Consider the following 22059-nt stretch of genomic DNA (forward strand, 5'->3'; position numbering starts at 1 on the left):
CGACAGCAAACCGGTAGGGGCGGCTCCGCGTCAAGGCGGATCGGTATCAACACGACCATCGATCACTGTACTTGGCTCGCCACTCAGGGCGGCGGGGCGGGCCTCCCCCTACTCTTGCGCCATGTCTGACACCTCGGCGCTCCCGCTCTGCCTGTTCGCCTACCCCGGCCCGCTGCGCGATCGGCTGGTCGCGGCCACGCTGTCCGGCGAGAAGGTGTCGACGACCGGTCTGCTCGTCGAGTACGAGGCGGAGAAGGAGGAGTTGCCGCCGGTCGGCGAGCGCTCGGTGGTGGTCGACTCGGACGGGCGGCACGTCGCGGTGATCGAGCTGACCGAGGTACGGGTGCTCGCCCTGGGTGACGTGAACCTCCAGCACGCGCTGGACGAGGGGGAGGGTTACACGTCGGTCGCCGACTGGCGCGCCGGGCACGAGGCGTTCTGGCACGGCGAGGAGATGCGCGAGGCGCTGGGCGATCCGGAGTTCGAGGTCGACGACTCGACGATGGTGGTCGCGGAGCGCTTCCGGGTCGTCGAGCGGCTCATCGGGCCGGACACCGTCTGAGCCGGCCCGGGCCGGGGCGTGATGGGGCCGGGGCGCGGGGTGTGGTGCGCCCGTTCCCCGGCCCCCCGGCTCAGGCGCCGTCGATCAGGCGCACGGCGAGGTTCGGGTCGAACTGCCCCGCCGGGGCGTCGGGCACGGTGCCGCACAGGCCTCCGAGTTGCCCGGCGTTTTGACCCACAGCAGCATCTCGGCGCCCCCGCCGACCTGCGCGGGCACTCCGAGCCGACGGCCGGAGGGGTTGCACCACTGGCCGCTCGAACCGTTGCCGTTGACGGGCTTGCCTTCGCACAGCGGATCCCCATTCTTCGGGGTCGGGTCGGCGTGGTCCGGTCAGCCGGTGGACATGTCCAGGTGCTCCACCGTGAGCGGTTCGAAGGCGATACGGGTCACCGAGCCGTCGTCCGCCCACCGCACCTCCACCCGGTCCCCGGCCACGGACACCGCGGTGACCGCCGCGGCCAGGGCTTCGGGCCGCGGCTCGCCGGTGAGCGTGGCCAGGGCCGCGTACACGGCCGTGCCCTCGGCCGCGGCGGTGAGCCGGGGCAGGTCGGCCCAGGGGGTGAAGGCGGTGCCCCGGGGCGCCCGGGGCCGGTCCTGACCGGTCCAGCCGTGCAGCGGATGGAGGGCGGACAGCAGGGGCTCGGCCGGGTCCGTCGCCCAGCCCGTCTGCGCGACCCGGGCTCCGGGCGGTGCGCCCACGACCCGGTGGACCCGCAGTTCACGGCTGCCCCGGACCACGGTGACGCTCTCCACTCGGAGGCCGGGCACCATCGGCGGTCCTGAGGCGAAGACCGGCCGGTGCCAGGAGGCCGCCCAGCCCCAGCCGGCGCCGTGTCCGGCGCCGAGCGGACGGATGCGGCGGCGGACGCTGCGCACCCCGGCGACCTCGACGCAGAAGTGGTTGTCCGCCGTGTTCCCCGCTGCCGTCGGGCCGGTCCTGGTGGAGTAGGCCTGACGCGCGTAGAGCGGATCGTCGCCGTCGGCCGACTCCCCCTCGTGCGGCCGTACGTGGTCGCTGCCGTGGTTGTGCAGCCGTACGATCCCGTCGGCCCTGGTGCTCTGCACCAGCAGGCCGGGCGCGGGCAGCGCCAGCACCCGGTCCGGGCCCTCGCTGGGCGCGGGCTCCTCGGGCGCGGTCCACAGCGGGTGTTCCGGCGGGGCGAGCAGGCACACGAAGGCCTTCGATGCCCAGTACGGCGAGGCGGGACCGGAGTAGGACTGTGACGTCGCCACGTGCGGGCCGTGCCAGCCCACGCTCAGCAGCCCGTCGGGTCCGACGGAGCCGCGGTCGACGAAGTGGCGCAGCGATCCGCTCAGGAGCCGCCGCGCCACACCGGGAGCGAGCGGGGTGTGGCCGGTCACCGTGCCCAGCGCCACCGCGGAGGACGCGGCGAAGCGGTAGGTGAGTGAGCGCCCGAAGTGGAGGGGCGCGCCGTCGGCGCCGAAGAGCAGCGAGAAGCTCTCCAGGTGCTCCCGCAGCCGGTCGCCGTACGGGGCGCGGTCGTTGTCGTCCGCCAGGAAGGCGTCGAGCACGGGATACAGGTGCAGGGCCCAGCCGTTGTACTGGTCGAAGGCGCGGCCGTCGCCGTCCGCGTACCAGCCCTGCCCCCGGTACCAGGTCTCCAGCAGGTCCAGGGCCCGCTCGCGGGCGCGGGCGGTCTCCGCGTCGCCGCGGCCCACCGACTCCAGGAACCCGGCCACGGTGAACGGGAAGAGATACCAGTTGTTGGGGGCGGGCACATGGCGCAGCGCGCCCCGCAGCCACTCCTCCGCCCGGTCCTGTACGCCCCCGTCGAGCCGGTCCCACAGCAAGGGCCTGGTCAGGCGCAGGCCGAGCGCCACGGACGCGGACTCCACCATCGGCTGGCCCCCGATGTGCTGGTCGAGGGTGCGCGGCCAGGACTCGGTGTCGTCACGGCCCGGTGTGCGGGTGCCGGCCGCGAGCCCCTGCGCGTACCGGTCGAGCCACTCGTGCGGGTCCTTGCCGCCGGCTCCCGCGACCCGGAACGCGGCGGCAAGGAAGGTGCGGGCGTATCCCTCCAGGCCGTCCGAGCGCACGCCGGACGCGGAGGGGCGCCCCGGCAGGTCGAGCAGGGCTCCGCGCGGGGTGGCCCACCGCCAGGCGGCGCCCAGCAGCCCGTCGGCGGCGGCTTCCCAGTGGGCGCGGGTGTAACCCGTGTACGGGCTCGTCTCCCGGTCGTCGCCGGGGAGTCCGAGGGGGTTCGGAGAGCTGGGGGTGCTGGGGATGCTCATGCGAGGTAGGCCAGCCTTTCGCGTCGTACCGGATGGGCGAAACCGTCACCCGCGGCCCAGCGGCCCGTCTCGGAGACGGCGAGAGCGGCCAGCCGTCCCCACTCGTTGCCCTGTGAGCCGGCTAGGTGCGGGGTGATGGTGACGTTGTCGTAGTCCCACAGGGGGTGTTCGGGCGGCAGGGCCTCGGGGTCGGTGACGTCCAGGACGGCCCGGATCCGGCGGTCCGTCAGCGCGTCGGTGAGCGCGTCCTGGTCGACCACGGCTCCGCGGGCGGTGTTGATGAGCACCGCGTCCGGCCGCATCGCGCCGATCAGTTCCCGGCCGACGAGCCCCTGGGTGGCGGGGAGCAGTGGGGTATGGACGCTCACGACGTCGCTGAGCTCGAACAGTTCGTCGATGCCGACCCCGCGCACGCCGAGGGACGCGGCTTCCTCCTCGGTGACGTACGGGTCGTGCAGGAGCACCTTCAGGTCGTACGGGCGCAGCAGTTCCACGACTCTGCGCCCGATCAGTGAGGCGGAGAGGATGCCGACCGTGCGGCCGTAGTTGCCGATGTCGCGCGGGGTGCTCAGCCAGTCGCCGCGGTGGCGCGCGGTACGGAACTCCCGGGCGCGTTCCAGGACGTGCTTGCCGCTGAGCAGGATCATGGCGACGGTGTACTCCGCGACGGGCAGCGCGTTGGCCGCGGCGGCCGAGGACACCTCGATGCCGCGTTCCCAGCACTCCTCGGTGATGTGCCCGCGCACCGAACCCGCGGTGTGCGCCACGGCGCGCAGCCGTGGCGCGGAGTCGAGGACACCGGCGTCGAGCGGCGGGCAGCCCCAGCCGGTGACCAGGACCTCCACGTCCCGCAGTACGGCACGGGCCCGCGCGGTGGTGAAATCGGCGATGACGGGAAGCGGCGCGAGGTCGCAGATCCGGCCGAGGGCGTGCAGGGCCGCGGGGTCGAACACGGCCGCCGCCGTGTCCGGCGCCATGGCGAGGGCGGCAGAGCATACCGATCGCGCGCCCGGGGGCCACCCAGTGCGGCGCCGCCGCTAGCCGACCGCCTTGGCCGCGGCACGGCCCGCGGTGCGCCCGGAGAAGAGGCAGCCGCCGAGGAAGGTGCCTTCGAGCGAGCGGTATCCGTGCATCCCGCCGCCGCCGAAGCCGGCCGCCTCGCCCGCCGCGTACACACCGGGCAGCGTGTCGCCGTCGTCGGTGAGCACCCGCGAGGACAGGTCGGTCTCCAGGCCGCCGAGCGACTTGCGGGTGAGGATGTGCAGGCGCACGGCGATGAGCGGGCCCGCCTTGGGGTCGAGGATGCGGTGCGGCGGCGCCGTACGGATGAGCTTGTCGCCCAGATAGTTGCGAGCGCCCCGGATCGCCATCACCTGGAGGTCCTTGGTGAAGGTGTTGGTGATCTCCCGGTCGCGCGCGGTGATTTCGTGGCGCAGCGCGGCCTCGTCGATCAGCGGCTCCTTGGTGAGCGCGTTCATCCCGCGGACCAGCGAGGCCAGGTCCTTCTCCACGACGAAGTCCGCGCCCTTGTCCATGAACGCCTTGACCGGGCCCGGTACATCGGCCCGCGCCCGGCCGATGACATCACGGATCGACTTGCCCGTCAGGTCCGGGTTCTGCTCGGAGCCCGAGAGCGCGAACTCCTTGCCGATGATCCGCTGGTCGAGGACGAACCACGTGTAGTCGTAGCCGGTCTTCATGATGTGGTCGAGCGTGCCGAGGGTGTCGAAGCCGGGGAAGAGCGGCACGGGCAGCCGCTTGCCGGTGGCGTCGAACCACAGGGACGAGGGGCCCGGCAGGATGCGGATGCCGTGCTTGGCCCAGATGGGGTTCCAGTTCTCGATGCCCTCGGTGTAGTGCCACATCCGGTCGCGGTTGATCATGCGGCCGCCGGCGCCCTCGGCGATGCCGAGCATCAGGCCGTCCACGTGCGCGGGCACGCCGGAGAGCATCGAGGCGGGCGGAGTGCCCAGCCGCTGGGGCCAGTTGGCCCGTACGAGGTCGTGGTTGCCGCCGATGCCGCCCGAGGTGACGATCACCGCCTGGGCCCTGAGCTCGAAGTCGCCGGCCGTCTCACGGCTGCTGGCGGCCCCCCGCTCGACGTCGGACGGGAACAGGACCTCGCCGGTGACGGTGTCCACGGAGCCCGCGCTGCGGGCCAGGCCGGTGACGCGGTGGCGGAACTTCAGCTTGACGAGGCCGCGCGCGACCCCGTCGCGCACCCGGCGCTCGAACGGTGCGACGAGGCCGGGCCCGGTGCCCCAGGTGATGTGGAAGCGGGGCACCGAGTTGCCGTGTCCGTTGGCGTCGTACCCGCCGCGCTCGGCCCAGCCGACGACGGGGAAGAAGCGCACGCCCTGGCCGTGCAGCCAGGCCCGCTTCTCCCCCGCGGCGAAGTCGACGTACGCCTCTGCCCACTTGCGCGGCCAGTGGTCCTCCTCGCGGTCGAAGCCGGCCGTGCCCTGCCAGTCCTGGAGGGCCAGCTCCCGGCTGTCCTTGATCCGCATCCGGCGCTGCTCGGGTGAGTCGACGAGGAGGAGGCCGCCGAAGGACCAGTGCGCCTGGCCGCCGATGGACTGCTCGGGCTCCTGGTCGAGCAGGATCACCGTGCGGCCGGCGTCGACCAGTTCCGCGGTGGCCGCCAGGCCTGCGAGGCCCGCCCCGATCACGATCACATCAGCGTCGTACGCCATGGTTTCCGTCCTTGCCGGGGCGAGTCGAGCAGGAAGTTACTCGTGCGTCAGATCTTCGGGACAGCCGGTCGAGGCGTCAACCGTCCGAAGTGTTGGAATGGTTCCATGACGACCGAAGCGACATCCGACCCCGCCGCCGAGATCCTCGACATCGTCGACGAGAACGACGAGGTCGTCGGGCAGGCCCCTCGCGGCGAGGCGTACGCACGGGGGCTGCGCCACCGCTGCGTGTTCGTCCTCGCGCGGGACGGCGAGGGGCGGTACTTCGTGCACCGCAGGACGCCGGTGAAGCTGGTCTTCCCCTCGCTGTACGACATGTTCGTGGGCGGGGTCGTCCGCGCGGGCGAGTCCTACGACGAAGCGGCGCTGCGCGAGGCGCAGGAGGAGCTCGGTGTCAGCGGGCTGCCCCGGCCCGAGCCCCTGTTCAAGTTCCTCTACGAGAGCGGCGACGGCGCCCGGACCTGGTGGTCGTACGTCTACGAGGTGCGCTGCGAGCTTCCGGTGGACCCGCAGGTGGAGGAGGTCGCCTGGCACGCCTTCCTGTCCGCGGCTGAGCTGGCGGAGGCGCTCGGCGGGTGGGAGTGGGTGCCGGACGGACTCGCCGCGTGGGAGCGGGTGCGGGCGTTTCGCGCGAGCCGGGCGGAAAGCTCCGGCCGGTAGGGTGCGGCGCGTGATCGACTTCGTGCGGAGCCTGCGACTGTGGTTCGCTCCGCAGCACATCAAGGAAGAGGGCGAGACCCCCGACTACCGCTTCTCGCTGGCCAATGAACGCACCTTCCTGGCCTGGATCCGCACGGCTCTCGCGCTGATCGGTGGCGGATTCGCCGTCGATCAGTTCCTGCCTGACCTGCCCCGGGCCGTCGCGGCGACCATGGCGCTCGGGCTGTTGGTCGCCGGTGTGCTGTGCGCGCTGCGGGCGGTGAACCACTGGATGCGCTGCGAGCAGGCGATGCGGCGGGGCGACGACCTTCCGGTGACGCGCTTTCCGACCGTGCTGAGCCTGGTGGTCGCCGTGGTCGCGGTGGCGATGGTGGTGGTCGTCGTCTTCGGCCGGGAGGGCAAGTGACCGAGTCCGCCCCGCCCACCCCCGCCCACCGGGACCCCGGCCTGCAGCCGGAGCGGACCAGGCTGGCCTGGCGGCGTACGACGCTCTCCTGCACGGTGGTCGCGGTGCTCGCGGGGCGGCAGGCGGCGATCGAGCAGCTCACCGTGGCCTCGTTGGTCGCGATGGCGCTGACGACGTTCGTCTGGCTGGGCTTTCTGGGGGTCGCCCACCGGCGGATGCGGACGGTGGGCAGCAGTCCCAGCCCCGGGCCGATGTCCGTGCGGGCGGCGGTGACGGCGGCGGCCTGCACAGTGGCGCTGGCGGGGTTCGCGGTGGCGATGGTGGGGTGAGCGGCGGGTGCGGGGCGGGGGCGCTCCGCGGCGCTGTTCCCCGCCCGGCCCCTACCCGTGGCCGGGGCGGGCCCGGGGCCCCGGGCGGCTCACCCGGGCGGGGTGGGAGAGCGCGGAGGCGGCCCCACGCGCTGCCCCTGGTCCTCGAACGCCATTGCCGGCCGAATGGGGCGGGGCCGGGGCAACTCGGCCCCACCCCGGCCCACCGGGCGGGCTGCACATACGCGGCGGCCGGAAAGAATCCGGCCCCTCCGGCGATGGAGGACACCCCCGCGGGGCGGCGGCTTCGCCTAGCCGGTGACTTCGCACATGGGGCTTTAGGTCTCCAGCCAGCGGGGCCGGGTTTCGTCGATGCCGAGGAGTTCGAGTAGGTGTGCTTGGACTCCTCGGCTGATGAGGATGACGGGTGGGTCGGTGGCGGTGCCGGGGCGGAGCATGAGGCCGTCGAGGTGGTAGAGGATCATGCGGCCGGTGGGTCGGACCTTGCGGTTGTCGGGGTAGAGGCCGGCCATGGTCTGCTCGGGGCCCAGGGCCTGGCGGACCTGGCGTTCGATCAGGCAGTAGACCAGCAGGGCCAGGCAGATCACGGTGATCAAGGCCGTGATGCGGCGGTTGTGCTCCAGGAACAGCGGCGCGACGGCCAGGGGGCCTTTGAACTCGCCGTAGCGGCGTTCGACCACTCCCTGGCCTTTGTAGCGCCGGAAGACCTCGGCCGTGTCGGCCTGCTCCGGAGTCAGAGCGGTGACCAGGGAGTACCAGCCGTCGGCGGCGGCTTCGGCGGCCAGGACGTCCTCGTCGAAGTGCCAGGCCAGAGTGGGTTTCCCGTCGGGGCCGGCGGTGACGGTGGTACGCAGGCAGCTGGCGACCCGGCGGGACTTGGTGATCACCCCGATCCGGGCCTGGACCTTCTCGGCGGTGGTGTAGTACCGGCCGCCGGCCGAGTTTTGCAGTTTCTCCAGATCCTCGGTGGCTCTGGCCAGACGCTTGGCGCGTGCTTTGCGCTGGCCCTCCGCGTTGCCGGTGGAGTGGACCAGGATCCGGCGCAGGTGGTGGACCGGGTCGCGCTTGCGTGGTCCTGCCATGGCGTGGACGTCTTCCAGGACCCGGTAGGACTCGCGCTGGTCGGCGGGGGTCTCCCGCTCGCGGTCGCGGTCGTTGACGTAGTCGACCAGCTCGGCGGCCCCGAGGTCGGCAGTGGCGTAGAAGCCGGCTTTGACCTGGGCCGCGGGTATGGGGGCGACGAATCCGACCCGGGCGTCAAGCAGGGCGGTGACATTCGGGTAGGACACCAGTTTGGAGTCCGCGACGAGCAGGAAGTCCTTGCGGTCGGCGATCTTCCGCAGGGCCTTCATCGCGCCGACGACCTGGGCGACCTCGCCCGCTCCGCCGTCGTAGGCACGGTGGAAGACGGGGATGCCACCGTCGCGGGTGACGGCCAGCCCGGCCTGGACCTGCTTCAGGTCGACCCGCCGGTCCTTGGGGTGACCGTATCTGACTTGCGCGTACTCCTCTTCCTGGTCCGGGTAGGCGCCGAACATGGAGATCGACGTCATGTCCCAGTGGATCTGAGCGGTATCGATGCCGAACTCCGCGATGGCCTGCGCGCCGACCGAGCCGGTGATCTCCTCCAGGTGCGGGGCGATCGCGTCCAGAGCGCGGGCGATACGGTCGTCGTTGAGCAGGTCCGGCTCGATGCCGAAGACCTCCTCGACAGCCCACTTCCGCGCCCAGTCCTCCACCCGCACCATCGAGGTCGGCGAGGACAGCCGGTTGGCGATCAGCGCCTCGACGACCTGCCCGTGCGTCAGATGAGCCACCTCACGGACAGGACACAGCTCGTCGATGATCCCGGCCACGTCCAGCCGGCGCAGAAACTCGGCAGAGGCAGGCAGAGCACCCAGACGCCTCTCCACCACAGGCGCCAACTCCACCGACATGCGGGGGCGCTGGACCCGGGAACGACACGAACGAGATATCGGCACGTCCAGAACAACGACCCGCACTTATCGAAGTACCGGCCAACTCATCAGTTCATCCGATTCAGCTATGTGCGGAGGATCGGCCTAGCCCGCGTTCATCGTCACCACGATCTTGCCCCGGGTGCGCCCCTGCTCATTGAGCCGGTGCGCCTCCGCCGCCTGCTCCAGCGGGAACACCCGGTCCACATGGACGCTGATGACACCCGCGTCCGCCAGCTCGCCCAGCTTGCGCAGATCGCCCGCGTCGGGCCGTACGAACACATAGTGTCCACCGTGTTCGGTGACCGAACCGTCCGCGATCGAGGCCAGCCGACCGGCGTCGGTGAGCAGCTCGACCGAGGCCTTGAGCGCGTCACCGCCCACCGTGTCGAAGGCCGCGTCGATGCCGCCGGGTGCCAGGGCCCGCACCCGGCCGACCAGTCCGTCGCCGTACGTCACCGGCTCCGCACCCAGCTTCCGCAGATGGTCGTGGTTGCGCTCGCTCGCCGTGCCGATCACGCGTGCGCCCGCGTGCCGGGCGATCTGCACCGCGAGGGAACCCACCCCGCCCGCCGCCGCGTGCACCAGGACCGTGTCGCCCTCACGCACCTCCAGCGCCCCATGCAGCACCTGGTAGGCGGTGAGCCCGGCCAGCGGCAGCCCGGCGGCCTCCTCGAAGCTCAGGCTCGTGGGCTTGGGGGCGAGGGCGCGAATGGGGGCGGCGACGAGTTCGGCGAAGGTGCCGCGGGAGAGGAAGTCCTCGCGTACGTATCCGATGACTTCGTCACCGGCGGCGAACTCCGTGACGGACGGGCCCGGCTGGACGACGACTCCGGACACGTCCCAGCCGGGGATCACCGGGAAGAGCGCGTCGAGCGCGCCGTCGAGATAGCCCTGCCGGCACTTCCAGTCGACCGGGTTGACGGCCGCGGCACGCACCTTCACCAGGACGGAGTCGGGCCCGACCTTGGGGTCGGGGCGCTCGCCGTATTCGAGGACATCGGAGCCGCCGTAGCGGGAGTAACTGATCGCCTTCATGCCTCCGACCCTCCGCGCAGCCCGGCCCCCGCGCAAGCCGAAGCGGAAAACGGCGGGTCACCCGTGCGGAACGGCACCTGAGCCACGGTGCGGTATCGGGATCAACCACTCATTCGGGACTAGCCTCGAAAGAGCAACGACGCATCCGCATCGCACCAGAGGTGAACGTCATGACCGTCCCCCACCAGGAGCACCCGACCCACGAGCACGTGCACGGTCCGGCCTGCGGGCACACCCAGGTCCCGCACGGCGACCACCTCGACTACGCGCACGACGGACACCTGCACCGGGAGCACTCCGGGCACTGGGACGAGTGCGAGTCCACGGACCACGTCCCGCACGGCGGGCACGGCCACGCGCACGGGGAGAACTGCGGACACCCCGCGGTCGCGCACGGCGACCACGTCGACTACGTCCACGACGGTCACCGGCACGCCGCCCACGAGGGGCACTGGGACGACCACTGACCCACCGGGTACCCCATACCCCCCTCCCCCGGGTCCGCGTCGACTGGCAGGCTCTCATCGACCAGTTCGATCAGCTCGCCGCGGTCCGCCCGGTTCGCCGGGCCGGCCCCGACCCGGGGGACTCCCATGCCTGCCACGGATCCGTACACCGTCCGGCTCGCGCCGCACGTACACGCCTACGTCCAGCCGGACGGCGGCTGGTGCCTGAACAACGCGGGGTTCGTCAGCGACGGCGAGTCCACCCTGCTGGTGGACACGGCGGCCACCGAGCGCCGCGCCCACGCGCTGCGCGCGGCGCTGCTGGAGACCGGGGTGCCGCTCCCCCGCACCGTCGTCAACACGCACCACCACGGCGACCACACCTACGGCAACAGCGTCTTCCTGCCCGAGGCCACCGTCGTCGGGCACGACACCTGTCGCGCCGAGGTTCTGGCGGCCGGGCACCAACTGCACCTGATGTGGCCGCGGAACGACTTCGGCGACATCACCATCACCGCCCCCACCCTCACCTACAGCGAGCGCCTGACCGTCCATGTCGGCGGCACCGAGGTGCGACTGATCCACCCCGGCGTCGCGCACACCACCGGCGACACGGTCGTCCATCTGCCGGAGCACGGCATCGTCTTCACCGGCGACCTGGTCTTCCAGGGCGGCACCCCCTTCGCCCCGATGGGCTCCCTGAGCGGCTCCCTGCGCGCGCTCGACCTGCTGCGCTCCCTCGACGCGAGCACGGTCGTGCCGGGCCACGGCCCGATCACCGATCCGTCGGCGTACGACGCGACAGAGCGCTATTTGCGGTACGTCGCCGAGCTCGCCGAGGCCGGTCACGCCAAGGGGCTCACCCCGCTGGAGACGGCGAAGCAGTCCGGTCCGGGGGACTTCGCCGAGCTGCGCGAGAGTGAGCGGCTCGTCGCCAATCTGCACCGCGCCTACGCCGAGCTGGACGGCCTCCCGCCGGGCTCGCCGCTCGATCCGGTCGCCGTATTCACCGACATGGCGGTCATGAACGGAGGCCGGCCGGTCGCCTGTCACGCGTGATTCCGGTCTCCGGGCGCGTCAGCGCACTGGACTACATACCGACTGGTCGGCATGATGAGGGTGCGACGTACTAAACGCCCTCGGAGGTGCAGTCCATGAGCGCAGCCCACCCGCCAGGTCTCGATCCTGAGCAGTTGCGCGGTCTTCTCGACCGAGAGCGGCCGGGGCTGGTGAGCGGACCGCTCAGCGCCCGGCTGATCGAGGGCGGCCGGTCGAACCTGACGTACGCCGTGACCGACGGGCAGGCCCGGTGGGTGGTGCGGCGGCCGCCGCTGGGGCACGTGCTGGCCACCGCGCACGACATGAAGCGCGAGTTCCGGGTGATCAGCGCGCTGCACCCGACGGATGTGCCGGTGCCCGCGCCGGTGCTGCTGTGCGAGGACGAGTCGGTGATCGGGTCGCCGTTCTACGTCATGGAGTTCGTCGAGGGTGTTCCGTACCGTACGGCCGAGGAACTGGCCGTGCTCGGCGCCGAGCGCACGCGTGGCGTGGTGCTCGACCTGGTCGACACCCTCGTCACCCTGCACTCCGTGGACCCCGCCGCGGTCGGACTCGGCGACTTCGGGCGGCCCGAAGGCTTCCTCGACCGGCAGTTGCGGCGCTGGGGCAAGCAGCTCGACGCCTCCCGCAACCGCGACCTGGCCGGCATCGACGAGCTGCACGCCGCGCTCGGGCGCTCGCTGCCCGCCTCCCCCGCGCCGACTGTCGTGCACGGCGACTACCGCCTCGACAACGTCCTGATCGCCCCCACCGGCCGTGGCGGCGGCGACCGAATCACGGCCGTGCTCGACTGGGAGATGTCGACGCTCGGCGATCCGCTGACCGACCTCGGCCTGCTGGTCATGTACAGCCAGGAGATCTCGCTGCCCGACTCGCCGATCAGCACCACCAGCGGCGCCCCGGGGCATCCATCGGCGCGCGAGATCGTCGAGCGGTACGCCGCCGGGTCCGGCCGGGACACCTCCGCGATCGACTGGTACACGGCGTTCGCCTGGTTCAAGCTCGCCGTGATCCTGGAGGGCATCCACTACCGCTTCACACTCGGGCAGACCGTCGGCCCCGGCTTCGACCGGATCGGCGATCTGGTCCCCGTCTTCATCGAGCACGGCCTCACGACCCTCCAGGAAGGCTGAGACACCATGGACTTCGCATTCGACGCGCGGACCGAAGAGCTCCGGACCCGGCTTCTCGCCTTCATGGACGAGTACGTGTACCCGGCCGAGACCGTCGCGCACGAGCAGCGCGGGCAGCTCGCCTCGCCCTGGGACACCCCGCAGGTCGTCGAGGACCTCAAGGCCGAGGCCCGCCGGCAGGGGCTGTGGAACCTCTTCCTGCCGGACGCGGAGCACGGCGCCGGGCTCACCAACCTGCAGTACGCGCCGCTGGCCGAGATCACCGGCCGCAGCCCGCACCTGGCGCCCACGGCCCTCAACTGCGCGGCCCCGGACACCGGGAACATGGAGGTGCTCGCCCAGTTCGCCACCGACCAGCAGAAGAAGCAGTGGCTGGAGCCGCTGCTCGCCGGTGAGATCCGCTCGGCCTTCGCGATGACCGAGCCCGAGGTGGCTTCCTCGGACGCGACGAACATCCAGACGCGGATCGAGCGGGACGGCGAGGAGTACGTCGTCACCGGCCGCAAGTGGTACATCTCCGGTGCGATGAACCCGGACTGCAAGATCTTCATCGTGATGGGCAAGACCGACCCGGACGGTGCGGACCCACGCCGCCAGCAGTCGATGATCCTGGTACCGCGCGACACCCCGGGGGTCGAGATCCGGCGGGCCATGCAGGTCTACGGGTACGAGGACCACTCCCACGGCGGCCACGCGGAGGTCGTCTTCAGCGGCGCGCGGGTGCCCGCCGCGAACCTGATCGGCGAGGAGGGCGGCGGCTTCGCCATCGCCCAGGCCCGCCTCGGCCCCGGCCGCATCCACCACTGCATGCGGCTGATCGGCATGGCCGAGCGGGCCATCGAGCTGATGTGCCGTCGCGCGGTGGAGCGGACGGCCTTCGGCAAGCCGATCGCCCAGCAGGGTGTCGTACAGAACTGGATCGCGGACTCGCGGGTCGCGGTCGAGCAGCTGCGGCTGCTGGTCCTCAAGACCGCGTGGCTGATGGACACGGTGGGCAACCGGGGCGCGCACACCGAGATCCAGGCCATCAAGATCGCGACACCACGAGCCGTGGTCGACATCATCGACAAGGCGGTGCAGCTGCACGGTGCGGGCGGGGTCAGCCAGGACTTCCCGCTGGCGGAGCTGTGGGCGGGGGCGCGGACGCTGAAGCTGGCGGACGGGCCGGACGAGGTGCATCAGCGGTCGCTGGCCCGGCGGGAGCTGAAGAAGTACCTGTAGGGCGGTCGGGGGCCCGGGACGCCCTTCGGGCAGGTCCTCACACGTCGGCGGGCTGAAGGATTTCTCTTCGGTCCGCCCTGCGGGTGAGGGCCTGAGCCCGGGGCGGCTACGGCCGCAGCGCCCGCAGCAGGAGGTCCGCCAGGTGGTCCGCGACCTGCTGCGGGGTGAGCGGGCCGTTCGGTCGGTACCACGTGGACAGGTGGTGCACCGAGCCGAAGTGGTAGTCGACCACCAGATCCGCGGGCGTGGCCAGTGAGAACACTCCGTTCTTCTGGCCCTCTTCGACCAGCGCCCGGAACCGCTCGTGGTAGCGGCGCCGCTCGGCCCGCACCTGCTTGTCCTTCTCCGGACTCAGGTGATGCATGGAGCGGAAGAAGATCGACGCGTCGTCGAGGTTGTCGATGGTGGTGACGACCACGTCCGCCGCCGCGTCCCGCAGCCGCTGCTCCACCGGCGCGTCCGCGTCCGCGAAGGCGTCGAGGCGCTCCTGCTGGAGGCGGAGCACGCGCGCGTACACCTCGTGCAGCAGGTCGTCCTTGGAGCCGAAGTAGTGGTAGAGCGCGCCCTTGGTGACACCCGCCGCCTCGACGATCTCCTGGACGGAGGTGCGGTCGTAACCGCGCTCGGCGAACAGGCGGGTGGCGGCGGCCAGCAGCCTCTGGGGGACGGGAATGCCGCTCCCGTCCGTCGTCCTGGCCATTGCCGCCACCTGCCTTTCGTCGAAGGTTCCGTGTTCAGGGACGGGAACGCAGTTCCCGCCTGAGGATCTTCCCACTCGCCGTCTTGGGAAGCTCGGGCAGGATCTCCACTTGGCGCGGGTACTTGTACGCGGCCAGCCGTTCCGCGCAGTACGCGGAGATCTCCTCCGGCGTGGCGCCGTCGCCGGGGCGCAGGCTGACGTACGCCTTGACGCTCTCCCCGCGGTACGCGTCCGGGATGCCGACGACGGCCGCCTCGCGCACCGCCGGGTGGGTGTAGAGCACGTCCTCGACCTCGCGTGGCCAGACCTTGAAGCCGGACGCGTTGATCATGTCCTTCTTGCGGTCGACGACGTAGAGCCAGCCGTCCGCGTCCATGAAGCCGATGTCCCCGGTGCGCAGTTCGCCGTCCGGGAAAGCCTCGGCGGTGGCTTCCGGGCGGCGCCAGTAGCCGGAGACGACCTGCGGGCCACGCACCAGGATTTCGCCCTGCTCGCCGAACGGCACCTCGTCGCCCTTCTCGTCCACGATCCGAACGACCGTGTCGGGGCCGGGCACGCCCACCGAGAGCGTCCCGGACACCGGGTCGACGGGGGCCTCCTTCTCGGGCGGCACCGAGGCGCAGGGCGCGGTGCACTCGGTGAGTCCGTAGCCGTTGCGGATGTACGGGCCGAAGCCCGCCCGGAACTTCTCCACCAGGGCGGGCGGCACCGGGGCGCCGCCCGAGGAGATCACCTGGAAGGACGCGAAGTGGTCCCGGGAGACGCCGGGGGTGGCGCTCAGCGCCATGAAGGCGGTGGAGGGGCCGACCGTGTACGCCGGGCGGTGCTCGGTGAAGGCGTCGAGCACGACGCCCGGGTGAAAGCGGTAGGCCAGGACGAGGGTGCCCGCGTTGGCGATGCACACGGCCAGTTCGCAGACCATGCCGGTGATGTGGAAGAGGGGCGCGAGCGCGAAGTAGCGCGCCCCTTCCTCGATCGGGTGGCCGGCCCGCTGCCGCTCGGCGTTGACCATGATGTTGCCGTGGGCGTTCATGGCGCCCTTGGGGGCGCCGCTGGTGCCCGAGGTGTAGCTGATCAGTGCCACGTCGGTGGAGCTCAACTCGCGGTCCTGCGGGGCTCGCAGGCCCTGGCGGGCGACGGCCACCAGGTCCTCGGCGTCCTCGGCCTGCGGCTGCCGCTCGAAGGTGAGGACGCGCTCGTCGTTCCTGGTCTGGAAGTCCAGTTCGCAGGCGGTGAGCGCGGTGTGGACCGGAGAGTCCGCGACGGTGTCGCGCAGGTACGCCGCCCAAGCGCGGTCCGTGCAGACCAGTGCGCTCACCTCGGCGTCCGCCAGCACGTGGGCCACCTCGGCCGACTTGTACATGGGGTTGACCGGGACGACGGTGGCGCCGGCCTTCCAGGCGCCGAGCAGCGCGATCACGAAGTGCGGGGTGTTCTGCAGCATGACGGCGACCCGGTCGCCGCGCCGCAGCCCCTTCGCCGCCAGATGACCCGCGACGGAGTCGGACAGTGCGTCGATCTCCCGGTAGGACAGCCGGCCGTCGAAGTAGGTGAGGGCCGGGTGCTCGGGAGCGCGGGCCACCGCGGCACGAAAAGCGTGCAGCACGCTCGGCGCGGGCCGCACGGGTGCCCGTTGGGCCTCGCTGAGCTGCGCGAGCCACGGCTTGGCCGCATAGATCGACGCGCTCATCCGGCGGCCCCTTCCCACTTCTGCTGGAGGTGGTTCATGCCGGAGAGCCAGCGGTCCGGGTTCTCGGCGCGCGCCCGGTAGTACCCGGCGACCTCGGGATGCGGCAGGATCAGGAACCGGTCGGCGGCCATCCCGTCGAAGAGCGCGTCCGCGACGTCCTGCGGCTCGATGGCGGTCGGCGCCAGCACCAGTTCACCGGCCGAGCCCGCCGCGGTCAGCATGTCGGTGCGTACACCCTGCGGGCAGATGGCGTGCACCTTGACCCCGCGGTGGCGGTAGGTCAGCGACAGCCACTCGGCGTACGCGAGCGCGCCGTGCTTGCTGACGCTGTACGGCGCGGCGCCGACCATAGTGAGCAGCCCCGCGGCGGAGACGGTGGAGACGAAGCGGCCACTGCCGCGCTCCAGCCAGTCGGGCAGCAGCGCGCGGGACGCCCTGACGTGGGCCATCACGTTGACGTCCCAGGCGGCGGCCCAGACCTCTTCGTCGGCGAAGGCGTCGCCCGGCGAGGCGAGGCCCGCGTTGGCGCAGTAGACGTCGATGGTGCCGCCGAGTGCGTCGCGGGCCTCGTCGACGATCGTGGAGGCGTCACCGGCGACGGCGATCGCGCCGGTCTCGTCGGCGACGGCCTTGATCTTCTGCGCGTCGAGGTCATTGACGACGACCCGTGCGCCCTCCGCCACGAATCTGCGGGCGAGGGCGGCTCCGATGCCGCCTCCCGCTCCCGTGACCACAACACTGGCGCCCTGGAACGTACTCACGTGCGACCCGCCTCTCGATGCTGACAACCTCAACAGACTAACCAGTCGGTATGTCGTGGCGAAAGGAGTCGGGGGCCGTGAACCGCCGTGTGCGGTGCGTTCCCCGCGGCCTGTCCACACGCTAGCGTGCGTGGCCATGACAGACAGTGCCGATACCGGAGGTAGTGGGATGAGCCTGTCCAGACGGGGACTGCTGGCCGTGACGGGAGCCGCGGGAGCGGTGGGGGCGTTCGCCGCCACCACCAAGGGCGCCGCCGCCGTGGACGAGCAGGGCGGTGGGCACGCCGGCGGGCGCGGGCGGGTGCGTACCGGCTTCGACCGGCTGGCCGCCAACGGGTACGACGTCCTCGACGGACAGCGGGTCGGCGTCGTCACCAACCCGACGGGCATCACCTCCGACGTGCGTCACATCGTGGATGTGATGCACGCCGACGACCGGGTCGACCTGACCGCTGTCTTCGGACCCGAGCACGGCTTTCGCGGCACCGCCCAGGCGGGCGGGTCCGAGGGGCGCTACGACGATCCGGCGACCGGGCTGCCCGTCTACGACACGTATCTGAAGAGCGGCAGACCCCTCGCGGACGTCTTCACGGCGTCCGGCGTGGACACCGTCGTCTTCGACATCCAGGACGCCGGGGCCCGCTTCTACACGTACATCTGGACGCTCTACGACTGCATGGTGGCCGCCTCGCTGGCGGGCAAGCGCTTCGTGGTGCTCGACCGGCCGAACCCGGTGACGGGGCGGGCCGCGCTGGGACCGGTGCTCGACAGGGCGTTCGCGACGTTCGTGGGGCGTGAGCCGATCGCGCAGGCGCACGGCATGACCGTGACCGAGCTGGCGCGGCTGTTCAACGGCGAGTTCCTGACGACCCCGGTGCCACTGGAGACGGTGAAGATGTCGGGGTGGCGGCGCTCGGACTTCTTCGACGAGACGGGCCTGCCCTGGGTACCGCCGAGCCCCAACATGCCGACGCCGGAGACCGCCCTGGTGTACTCCGGCACGTGTCTCTTCGAGGGCACGAACCTGTCGGAGGGGCGGGGCACCACCCGGCCCTTCGAGCTGCTGGGCGCCGAGGGCGTCGACCGCCGCTGGGCCGAGGCGGCGAACGCGGCGGGGCTCAGGGGCGTGCACTTCCGCGAGGCGTACTTCGCGCCGACGTTCTCGAAGTTCCAGGGCAAGACGGTAGGCGGCGTCCAGCTGCATGTGCACGACCGCCAGGCGTTCGACCCGGTGCGCACCGGCATCGGCCTGCTGGTGACGGCGAAGAAGAGCTGGAGCGGCTTCGCCTGGCGCCCCGACAACTGGATCGACAAGCTGACGGGCAACACCCGGGTCCGCACGATGATCGACGCGGGCGCGGGGACGGACGAGGTGGTCGGGGCCTGGCGGAGCGACCTCGCCGCGTTCAGGGCAGTACGCCGGGAGTATCTGCTCTACCGGTGACGGCGCCGGGCCTGACACCGGCTCGGGCCGGCCCTGCCGCGCGTATGGCCCATCCTCCGATCCGGCGGGATGCTGAACTTCCCAGCGTGCCCGCGTGGACCGGAGGGATGGGTCATGGTGGATGTGGGTGTGGAGCCGTACCGGGAAGTGACGTTCGACGCCGACGGCGACATCGATGTACGACAACGCGCGCGTCTCGCCGAACTCGACGTCACCGACCTGGTGATGTTCGCGCACGGCTGGAACAACGACCGCGGGACGGCCAACCGGCTGTACGACCGCTTTTTCTCCCCCTTCCCCGGTCTGGTCGCCGACGAGCCGGGCGTCCGGCTCGGCTACGCGGGGATCATGTGGCCGTCGATCAGGTTCGCCGACGAGCCGATTCCGGACTTCGAGCCGCGCGGCGCGGTGACCCCGCGGGTCACTCCCGGCCTCGACGACGCGACGCTGCGGGCGCTGGTCCAGGCCTTCCCGGGCCGTGAGCGGCTCGTGGCGCGGCTGGCCGGGCTGCTCGACGAGTGCCCGGCGGAGCGGACGGCGTTCGACGAATTCGGCATGCTGATACGCCAGTTGGTGGAGGAGCCGCAGGACCGGCTCGCCGTGCTGTTCGGCTCGGACCTGGAATCGGAGGATCACCCGCAGAGCGATCCGGTGATGCTGTACGAGGACACGCTCACGGTCTGCGTCGGGTTCACCGACGCGCTGGAGGAGGCGGGCGCGGAGATGGCCGAGGGGCCGGCGCCCGGCATCTCACTGGGCGGCGGCCTGAAGAAGGCCTGGAACGGGGCGAAGGAGCTGCTGCGCCAGGCGACCTACTACGCGATGAAGCGGCGGTCGGGGGCGGTCGGCCGGCTGGGGCTCGGGCCACTGCTCGGCGAACTGGCGCGGTCCTCGCCCTCGATGCGGGTGCATCTGGTCGGTCACAGCCAGGGCGCCCGGCTGGTGTCGTTCGCGCTGCGCGGCCTGCCCGAGGGCGCGCGGAACGTGAAGTCCGTGACGCTGCTCCAAGGCGCCTTCTCGCACTACGCGTTCGCCGGTCGCCTGCCGCACTCGGTACGCGGCGGCGGCGCGCTGAGCGACGCCCAGCGGCGGATCGACGGGCCGCTGGTCGCCTGCTACTCGCACCACGACACGGCGCTCGGGGTGATCTATCCGCTGGCGTCGCGGCTCGCCGGGGACGCGGCGGGGCTGATCGCGTCGCACGACAAGTGGGGTGCGATCGGTTACGACGGGGTGCAGGCGGTGACGGGCACCCCCACGCTCACGGTGGCGCAGGCCCTGCGCGGAGGCATGCCGGACCGGGGGTGCGTGAATGTCGACGCGTCCGCGCTGGTGCGGCGCGGCGGCCCGCCGGCGGGGGCACACAACGACGTCTGTCACGCCGAGCTGGCGCGGATGGTACTGGCCGCGGGGCGCGTGGGCCGCTGATCGCCGGGGCCGGGCGTCGTGCACGCGTCTCACGATGTAGACGAAATACCGCTTATGAGGCCCATTTGTTTTTCGATGGAGCCAGATCGGGCACCCGTACGTCCATTCCATGACGCCGAAGTACCAGCGACGGAGGTGGCAGTGCGATGGCCGGTTTCCGGAGTCTTGCGAGACAGGTGCGCGACCCGCGGTGCGATCTTGCCCTGCGGCGATATTCGCTGCGCAAATGCCTGGAACGATTTGCCCCTTACGGTCACCGAGCGACGTGGGACCACCTGTGCTCACGGCACAGCATGGAGCCGGAGGACAGGGCGCCCGATCCGGTGCGGCTGGTGGCCGCGCTCGACGAATTGGAGGAAGCACGGACCGTCTGGCTCGGCTACGAGGAGGAGTTCGCGGAGCGCCGCAAGCGCGAGAAGCACGACGGGCTGCGGCAGCCGGGCTCGTTCGACGACTGGCACCGGCGCACCTGGGGAGGGTGCGGTACGGCCCTGTGCCCCGATCCCGCGGTCCATCCGACGGCGCCGCTCGGCGACGTACTGCGACGGCTGATCTCCGCCCTGGAGGCCGACCCCGGCGCGCGGTGCCCGGCGTGCACGGAGAGCCGGATCGTCTGGACGCAGGATCTCGACCATGAACCCTGGTTCGGGCCCGTCTGCGCGGGCTGCGGCATCCTGGTGCCCAGGCCGGTTCTGACCTCCGCGGCCCTGGCGGAGTCCAAGAGGGTACGGCGCAAGGACTTGGCGTCGGTGGCGTAAAGGCACGGGGGCGCGGCGCCACGCGCCCGTGGTCACCCCGACCGGGACCGAGGCCGGCACCGCGACCCGAATCGCGCGGAGCGTTTCCTCGCCTCGCCGCTGGCGCCCCGAGTGCTGCGCGTGCCGGCCGAGGTGACGGACCCGGAGCCCGGGACGGCCCAGGACTCCGCCCGCGCACTGCTGTCCGCCCTGCGCGACGCGCGCGGCAGGCCGGTGCTGCTGCACGGCGAGGATGGCTCGGCCTGGCCGGTGCTGCGGCTCGCCCGTCGGCTGGGCCTGGCGACCAGGGCCGGCCTTGAGGACACGCTGCGGCTTCCGGACTGCCGACCCGCTTCCTCCAACGCCGAGTTGGTGCGCGCGGTGGTCGATATTCGCTGGCCGTGAGGCGGGCCGCCCCTTCACAGTGGGGACGGAAATCCGCAACAGAGGGGGCGCCGAATGTCGACGCTGCGTGTCACTGCCGAGCTGCTGACCATTCATGACCATCCGAACGCCGACGCGCTGGAGCTCGCCCAGGTGGGGCTCTACCGCGCCGTCGTCGCCAAGGGCACGTACCGCAGTGGTGACGCCGCCGTCTACATCCCCGAACAGTCCGTGCTGCCCGCCGCGTTGGTCGAGGAGCTGGGGCTCACCGGCCGACTGGCCGGCAAGGACTCCGACCGGGTCCGGGCGGTGCGACTGCGCGGTGAGCTGTCGCAGGGCATCGTGTGCCGGCCACGGGCGCTCGCGGACCTCGACCTGGTGCGGGCCGCCGCCGAGGGCACCGACCTCGCCGAGATCCTCGGCGTCTCCAAGTGGGTTCCGCCGATCCCGCCCACGATGAGCGGCGATGTGGAGCAGGCCCCTGATCTGCTGCCCTGGTGCGACATCGAGAACATCCAGCGCTACCCGGAGATCTTCGAGCCCGGCGAGCCCGTCGTCCTCACCGAGAAGCTGCACGGCTCGGCCTGCCTGCTGACGTATCACGCGGCGGACGGGCAGGTGCAGGTGTCGTCGAAGGGCTTCGGCTCCAAGAGGCTCGCGCTGAAGGAGGATCCGCGCAATCTGTACTGGCGGGCGATCCACGGCCACGATGTCGCGGCCGTCGCCGCGCGCCTCGCCGAGAAGCTGGGCGCGACCCGGGTCGGCATCTTCGGCGAGGTGTACGGAGCGGGCGTGCAGGACCTGGCGTACGGCGCCGACGGCCGCGGCCAGGCTCTGGGTTACGCCGTCTTCGACGTGTCGGCCGAGGTGGACGGGCAGGTCGCGTGGCTGGACGCGGCCAAGCTGCTGACGGGCGAACTGCCGCTGGTACCCCGGCTGTACGAGGGTCCGTACGCCGTCGACCAGGTGCTGGAGCTGGCTTCGGGCCGGGAGACCGTCTCGGGGCGCGAGCTGCATCTGCGCGAGGGCGTGGTGATCCGCGCGGCCGGCGGGCGCCACAGCCAGGTGCTGGGCGGCCGGGCGATCGCGAAGGCGGTCAGCCCGGCCTACCTGACCCGCAAGGGCGGCACCGAGTACGAGTGACCGCGGGGCGGGGC

20 protein-coding genes and 2 pseudogenes are annotated in these 22059 nt (G+C 71.8%); 13 read left to right on the forward strand and 9 right to left on the reverse strand.

The window, feature by feature from the left end:
- Nucleotides 1-121 precede the first annotated feature (121 nt).
- Nucleotides 122-562 (forward strand): ASCH domain-containing protein, encoded by a 441-nt coding sequence (locus tag ACLLJJ_RS05930; protein WP_434588202.1) that lies wholly within the window; start codon nucleotides 122-124, stop codon nucleotides 560-562.
- Nucleotides 563-632: 70 nt separating this feature from the next.
- On the opposite strand, the pseudogene ACLLJJ_RS05935 reads toward ACLLJJ_RS05930, so the two are convergent.
- The 4 genes and pseudogenes from ACLLJJ_RS05935 to ACLLJJ_RS05950 form a co-directional block, all read right to left on the reverse strand.
- Nucleotides 633-832: pseudogene (locus tag ACLLJJ_RS05935) on the reverse strand (glycoside hydrolase family 6 protein); the annotation flags it as partial.
- Nucleotides 833-892: 60 nt separating this feature from the next.
- On the reverse strand, nucleotides 893-2815 hold the full coding sequence (locus ACLLJJ_RS05940) for a DUF2264 domain-containing protein (RefSeq protein WP_434588203.1): 1923 nt from the start codon (nucleotides 2813-2815) through the stop codon (nucleotides 893-895).
- Complete coding sequence (locus ACLLJJ_RS05945; RefSeq protein WP_434588204.1) at nucleotides 2812-3792, reverse strand: hydroxyacid dehydrogenase; 981 nt, start codon at nucleotides 3790-3792, stop codon at nucleotides 2812-2814. Before ACLLJJ_RS05945 ends, ACLLJJ_RS05940 begins: the two co-directional genes overlap by 4 nt.
- Nucleotides 3793-3852: 60 nt before the next feature.
- Entirely contained in the window at nucleotides 3853-5508 is a 1656-nt protein-coding gene (locus tag ACLLJJ_RS05950) for an FAD-binding dehydrogenase (RefSeq protein ID WP_434588205.1), read from the reverse strand.
- Between the two features lie 105 nt (nucleotides 5509-5613).
- Here ACLLJJ_RS05950 and ACLLJJ_RS05955 point away from each other — a divergent pair, with 105 nt between their 5' ends.
- Genes ACLLJJ_RS05955 through ACLLJJ_RS05965 form a run of 3 tightly spaced genes read left to right on the forward strand, consistent with a single transcriptional unit; the run spans nucleotide 5614 to nucleotide 6903 of the window.
- Nucleotides 5614-6168: an NUDIX hydrolase gene (locus ACLLJJ_RS05955; RefSeq protein ID WP_434588206.1), complete on the forward strand. Its 555-nt coding sequence runs from the start codon at nucleotides 5614-5616 to the stop codon at nucleotides 6166-6168.
- A 10-nt stretch (nucleotides 6169-6178) separates the two neighbouring features.
- Nucleotides 6179-6574 carry a YidH family protein gene (locus ACLLJJ_RS05960; protein WP_434588207.1) on the forward strand — a complete coding sequence of 132 codons (396 nt, stop codon included), beginning with the start codon at nucleotides 6179-6181 and terminating at the stop codon, nucleotides 6572-6574.
- Complete coding sequence (locus tag ACLLJJ_RS05965; RefSeq protein ID WP_434588208.1) at nucleotides 6571-6903, forward strand: DUF202 domain-containing protein; 333 nt, start codon at nucleotides 6571-6573, stop codon at nucleotides 6901-6903. The genes ACLLJJ_RS05960 and ACLLJJ_RS05965 overlap by 4 nt, the downstream gene beginning before the upstream one ends.
- Before the next feature lie 317 nt (nucleotides 6904-7220).
- On the opposite strand, the gene ACLLJJ_RS05970 is transcribed toward ACLLJJ_RS05965, so the two are convergent.
- Both ACLLJJ_RS05970 and ACLLJJ_RS05975 read right to left on the reverse strand, forming a co-directional pair.
- A complete protein-coding gene (locus ACLLJJ_RS05970) occupies nucleotides 7221-8840 on the reverse strand; it encodes an IS1634 family transposase (protein WP_434588209.1) in 1620 nt (539 codons plus the stop codon).
- A gap of 126 nt (nucleotides 8841-8966) precedes the next feature.
- Nucleotides 8967-9899 carry an NADP-dependent oxidoreductase gene (locus ACLLJJ_RS05975; RefSeq protein WP_434588210.1) on the reverse strand — a complete coding sequence of 311 codons (933 nt, stop codon included), beginning with the start codon at nucleotides 9897-9899 and terminating at the stop codon, nucleotides 8967-8969.
- 170 nt (nucleotides 9900-10069) lie between these two features.
- Between ACLLJJ_RS05975 and ACLLJJ_RS05980 the strand changes: the two genes are divergently transcribed.
- The 4 genes from ACLLJJ_RS05980 (at nucleotide 10070) to ACLLJJ_RS05995 (ending at nucleotide 13758) form a co-directional block, all read left to right on the forward strand.
- On the forward strand, nucleotides 10070-10366 hold the full coding sequence (locus ACLLJJ_RS05980) for a hypothetical protein (RefSeq protein ID WP_434588211.1): 297 nt from the start codon (nucleotides 10070-10072) through the stop codon (nucleotides 10364-10366).
- Nucleotides 10367-10492: 126 nt separating this feature from the next.
- Nucleotides 10493-11404, forward strand: a complete 912-nt coding sequence (locus tag ACLLJJ_RS05985; RefSeq protein WP_434588212.1) for an MBL fold metallo-hydrolase — start codon at nucleotides 10493-10495, stop codon at nucleotides 11402-11404.
- Between the two features lie 95 nt (nucleotides 11405-11499).
- Nucleotides 11500-12537, forward strand: coding sequence for a phosphotransferase family protein (locus ACLLJJ_RS05990; RefSeq protein ID WP_434588213.1), 1038 nt, complete (start codon nucleotides 11500-11502; stop codon nucleotides 12535-12537).
- 6 nt (nucleotides 12538-12543) lie between these two features.
- The gene (locus ACLLJJ_RS05995) at nucleotides 12544-13758 is read left to right on the forward strand and encodes an acyl-CoA dehydrogenase family protein (protein ID WP_434588214.1); all 1215 of its coding nucleotides are present in this window, start codon (nucleotides 12544-12546) and stop codon (nucleotides 13756-13758) included.
- A gap of 106 nt (nucleotides 13759-13864) precedes the next feature.
- Here the strand turns inward: ACLLJJ_RS05995 and ACLLJJ_RS06000 are convergent, their stop codons facing one another.
- From ACLLJJ_RS06000 to ACLLJJ_RS06010, 3 genes are read right to left on the reverse strand one after another with little or no spacing between them, the layout of a single operon-like run.
- Nucleotides 13865-14458, reverse strand: coding sequence for a TetR/AcrR family transcriptional regulator (locus ACLLJJ_RS06000; protein WP_347121208.1), 594 nt, complete (start codon nucleotides 14456-14458; stop codon nucleotides 13865-13867).
- Between the two features lie 34 nt (nucleotides 14459-14492).
- Nucleotides 14493-16148 (reverse strand): AMP-binding protein, encoded by a 1656-nt coding sequence (locus ACLLJJ_RS06005; RefSeq protein WP_434588215.1) that lies wholly within the window; start codon nucleotides 16146-16148, stop codon nucleotides 14493-14495.
- Entirely contained in the window at nucleotides 16145-16909 is a 765-nt protein-coding gene (locus tag ACLLJJ_RS06010; protein ID WP_434588216.1) for an SDR family oxidoreductase, read from the reverse strand. The genes ACLLJJ_RS06005 and ACLLJJ_RS06010 overlap by 4 nt, the downstream gene beginning before the upstream one ends.
- Before the next feature lie 169 nt (nucleotides 16910-17078).
- Between ACLLJJ_RS06010 and ACLLJJ_RS06015 the strand changes: the two genes are divergently transcribed.
- From ACLLJJ_RS06015 to ACLLJJ_RS06035, 5 genes and pseudogenes are all read left to right on the forward strand, one after another.
- Nucleotides 17079-18353: an exo-beta-N-acetylmuramidase NamZ family protein gene (locus tag ACLLJJ_RS06015; RefSeq protein ID WP_434588217.1), complete on the forward strand. Its 1275-nt coding sequence runs from the start codon at nucleotides 17079-17081 to the stop codon at nucleotides 18351-18353.
- 114 nt (nucleotides 18354-18467) lie between these two features.
- Entirely contained in the window at nucleotides 18468-19781 is a 1314-nt protein-coding gene (locus ACLLJJ_RS06020) for a serine-threonine protein kinase (RefSeq protein WP_434588218.1), read from the forward strand.
- 146 nt (nucleotides 19782-19927) lie between these two features.
- Complete coding sequence (locus tag ACLLJJ_RS06025) at nucleotides 19928-20539, forward strand: hypothetical protein (protein WP_434588219.1); 612 nt, start codon at nucleotides 19928-19930, stop codon at nucleotides 20537-20539.
- Between the two features lie 75 nt (nucleotides 20540-20614).
- Nucleotides 20615-20923 (forward strand): annotated as a pseudogene (locus ACLLJJ_RS06030) (3-keto-5-aminohexanoate cleavage protein); the annotation flags it as partial.
- A 54-nt stretch (nucleotides 20924-20977) separates the two neighbouring features.
- The gene (locus ACLLJJ_RS06035) at nucleotides 20978-22045 is read left to right on the forward strand and encodes an RNA ligase (ATP) (protein WP_434588220.1); all 1068 of its coding nucleotides are present in this window, start codon (nucleotides 20978-20980) and stop codon (nucleotides 22043-22045) included.
- The last annotated feature ends 14 nt before the right edge of the window (nucleotides 22046-22059 follow it).

The sequence above is a fragment of the Streptomyces sp. A5-4 genome (assembly GCF_051131715.1).
GTDB lineage: Bacteria > Actinomycetota > Actinomycetes > Streptomycetales > Streptomycetaceae > Streptomyces.

Coding starts and splice junctions, on each gene's coding strand:
- ACLLJJ_RS05930 (WP_434588202.1), top strand. CDS start 122: ATGTCTGACACCTCGGCGCTCCCGCTCTGCCTGTTCGCCTACCCCGGC.
- ACLLJJ_RS05940 (WP_434588203.1), bottom strand. CDS start 2,815: ATGAGCATCCCCAGCACCCCCAGCTCTCCGAACCCCCTCGGACTCCCC.
- ACLLJJ_RS05945 (WP_434588204.1), bottom strand. CDS start 3,792: ATGGCGCCGGACACGGCGGCGGCCGTGTTCGACCCCGCGGCCCTGCAC.
- ACLLJJ_RS05950 (WP_434588205.1), bottom strand. CDS start 5,508: ATGGCGTACGACGCTGATGTGATCGTGATCGGGGCGGGCCTCGCAGGC.
- ACLLJJ_RS05955 (WP_434588206.1), top strand. CDS start 5,614: ATGACGACCGAAGCGACATCCGACCCCGCCGCCGAGATCCTCGACATC.
- ACLLJJ_RS05970 (WP_434588209.1), bottom strand. CDS start 8,840: ATGTCGGTGGAGTTGGCGCCTGTGGTGGAGAGGCGTCTGGGTGCTCTG.
- ACLLJJ_RS05975 (WP_434588210.1), bottom strand. CDS start 9,899: ATGAAGGCGATCAGTTACTCCCGCTACGGCGGCTCCGATGTCCTCGAA.
- ACLLJJ_RS05980 (WP_434588211.1), top strand. CDS start 10,070: ATGACCGTCCCCCACCAGGAGCACCCGACCCACGAGCACGTGCACGGT.
- ACLLJJ_RS05985 (WP_434588212.1), top strand. CDS start 10,493: ATGCCTGCCACGGATCCGTACACCGTCCGGCTCGCGCCGCACGTACAC.
- ACLLJJ_RS05990 (WP_434588213.1), top strand. CDS start 11,500: ATGAGCGCAGCCCACCCGCCAGGTCTCGATCCTGAGCAGTTGCGCGGT.
- ACLLJJ_RS05995 (WP_434588214.1), top strand. CDS start 12,544: ATGGACTTCGCATTCGACGCGCGGACCGAAGAGCTCCGGACCCGGCTT.
- ACLLJJ_RS06000 (WP_347121208.1), bottom strand. CDS start 14,458: ATGGCCAGGACGACGGACGGGAGCGGCATTCCCGTCCCCCAGAGGCTG.
- ACLLJJ_RS06005 (WP_434588215.1), bottom strand. CDS start 16,148: ATGAGCGCGTCGATCTATGCGGCCAAGCCGTGGCTCGCGCAGCTCAGC.
- ACLLJJ_RS06015 (WP_434588217.1), top strand. CDS start 17,079: ATGAGCCTGTCCAGACGGGGACTGCTGGCCGTGACGGGAGCCGCGGGA.
- ACLLJJ_RS06020 (WP_434588218.1), top strand. CDS start 18,468: ATGGTGGATGTGGGTGTGGAGCCGTACCGGGAAGTGACGTTCGACGCC.
- ACLLJJ_RS06025 (WP_434588219.1), top strand. CDS start 19,928: ATGGCCGGTTTCCGGAGTCTTGCGAGACAGGTGCGCGACCCGCGGTGC.
- ACLLJJ_RS06035 (WP_434588220.1), top strand. CDS start 20,978: ATGTCGACGCTGCGTGTCACTGCCGAGCTGCTGACCATTCATGACCAT.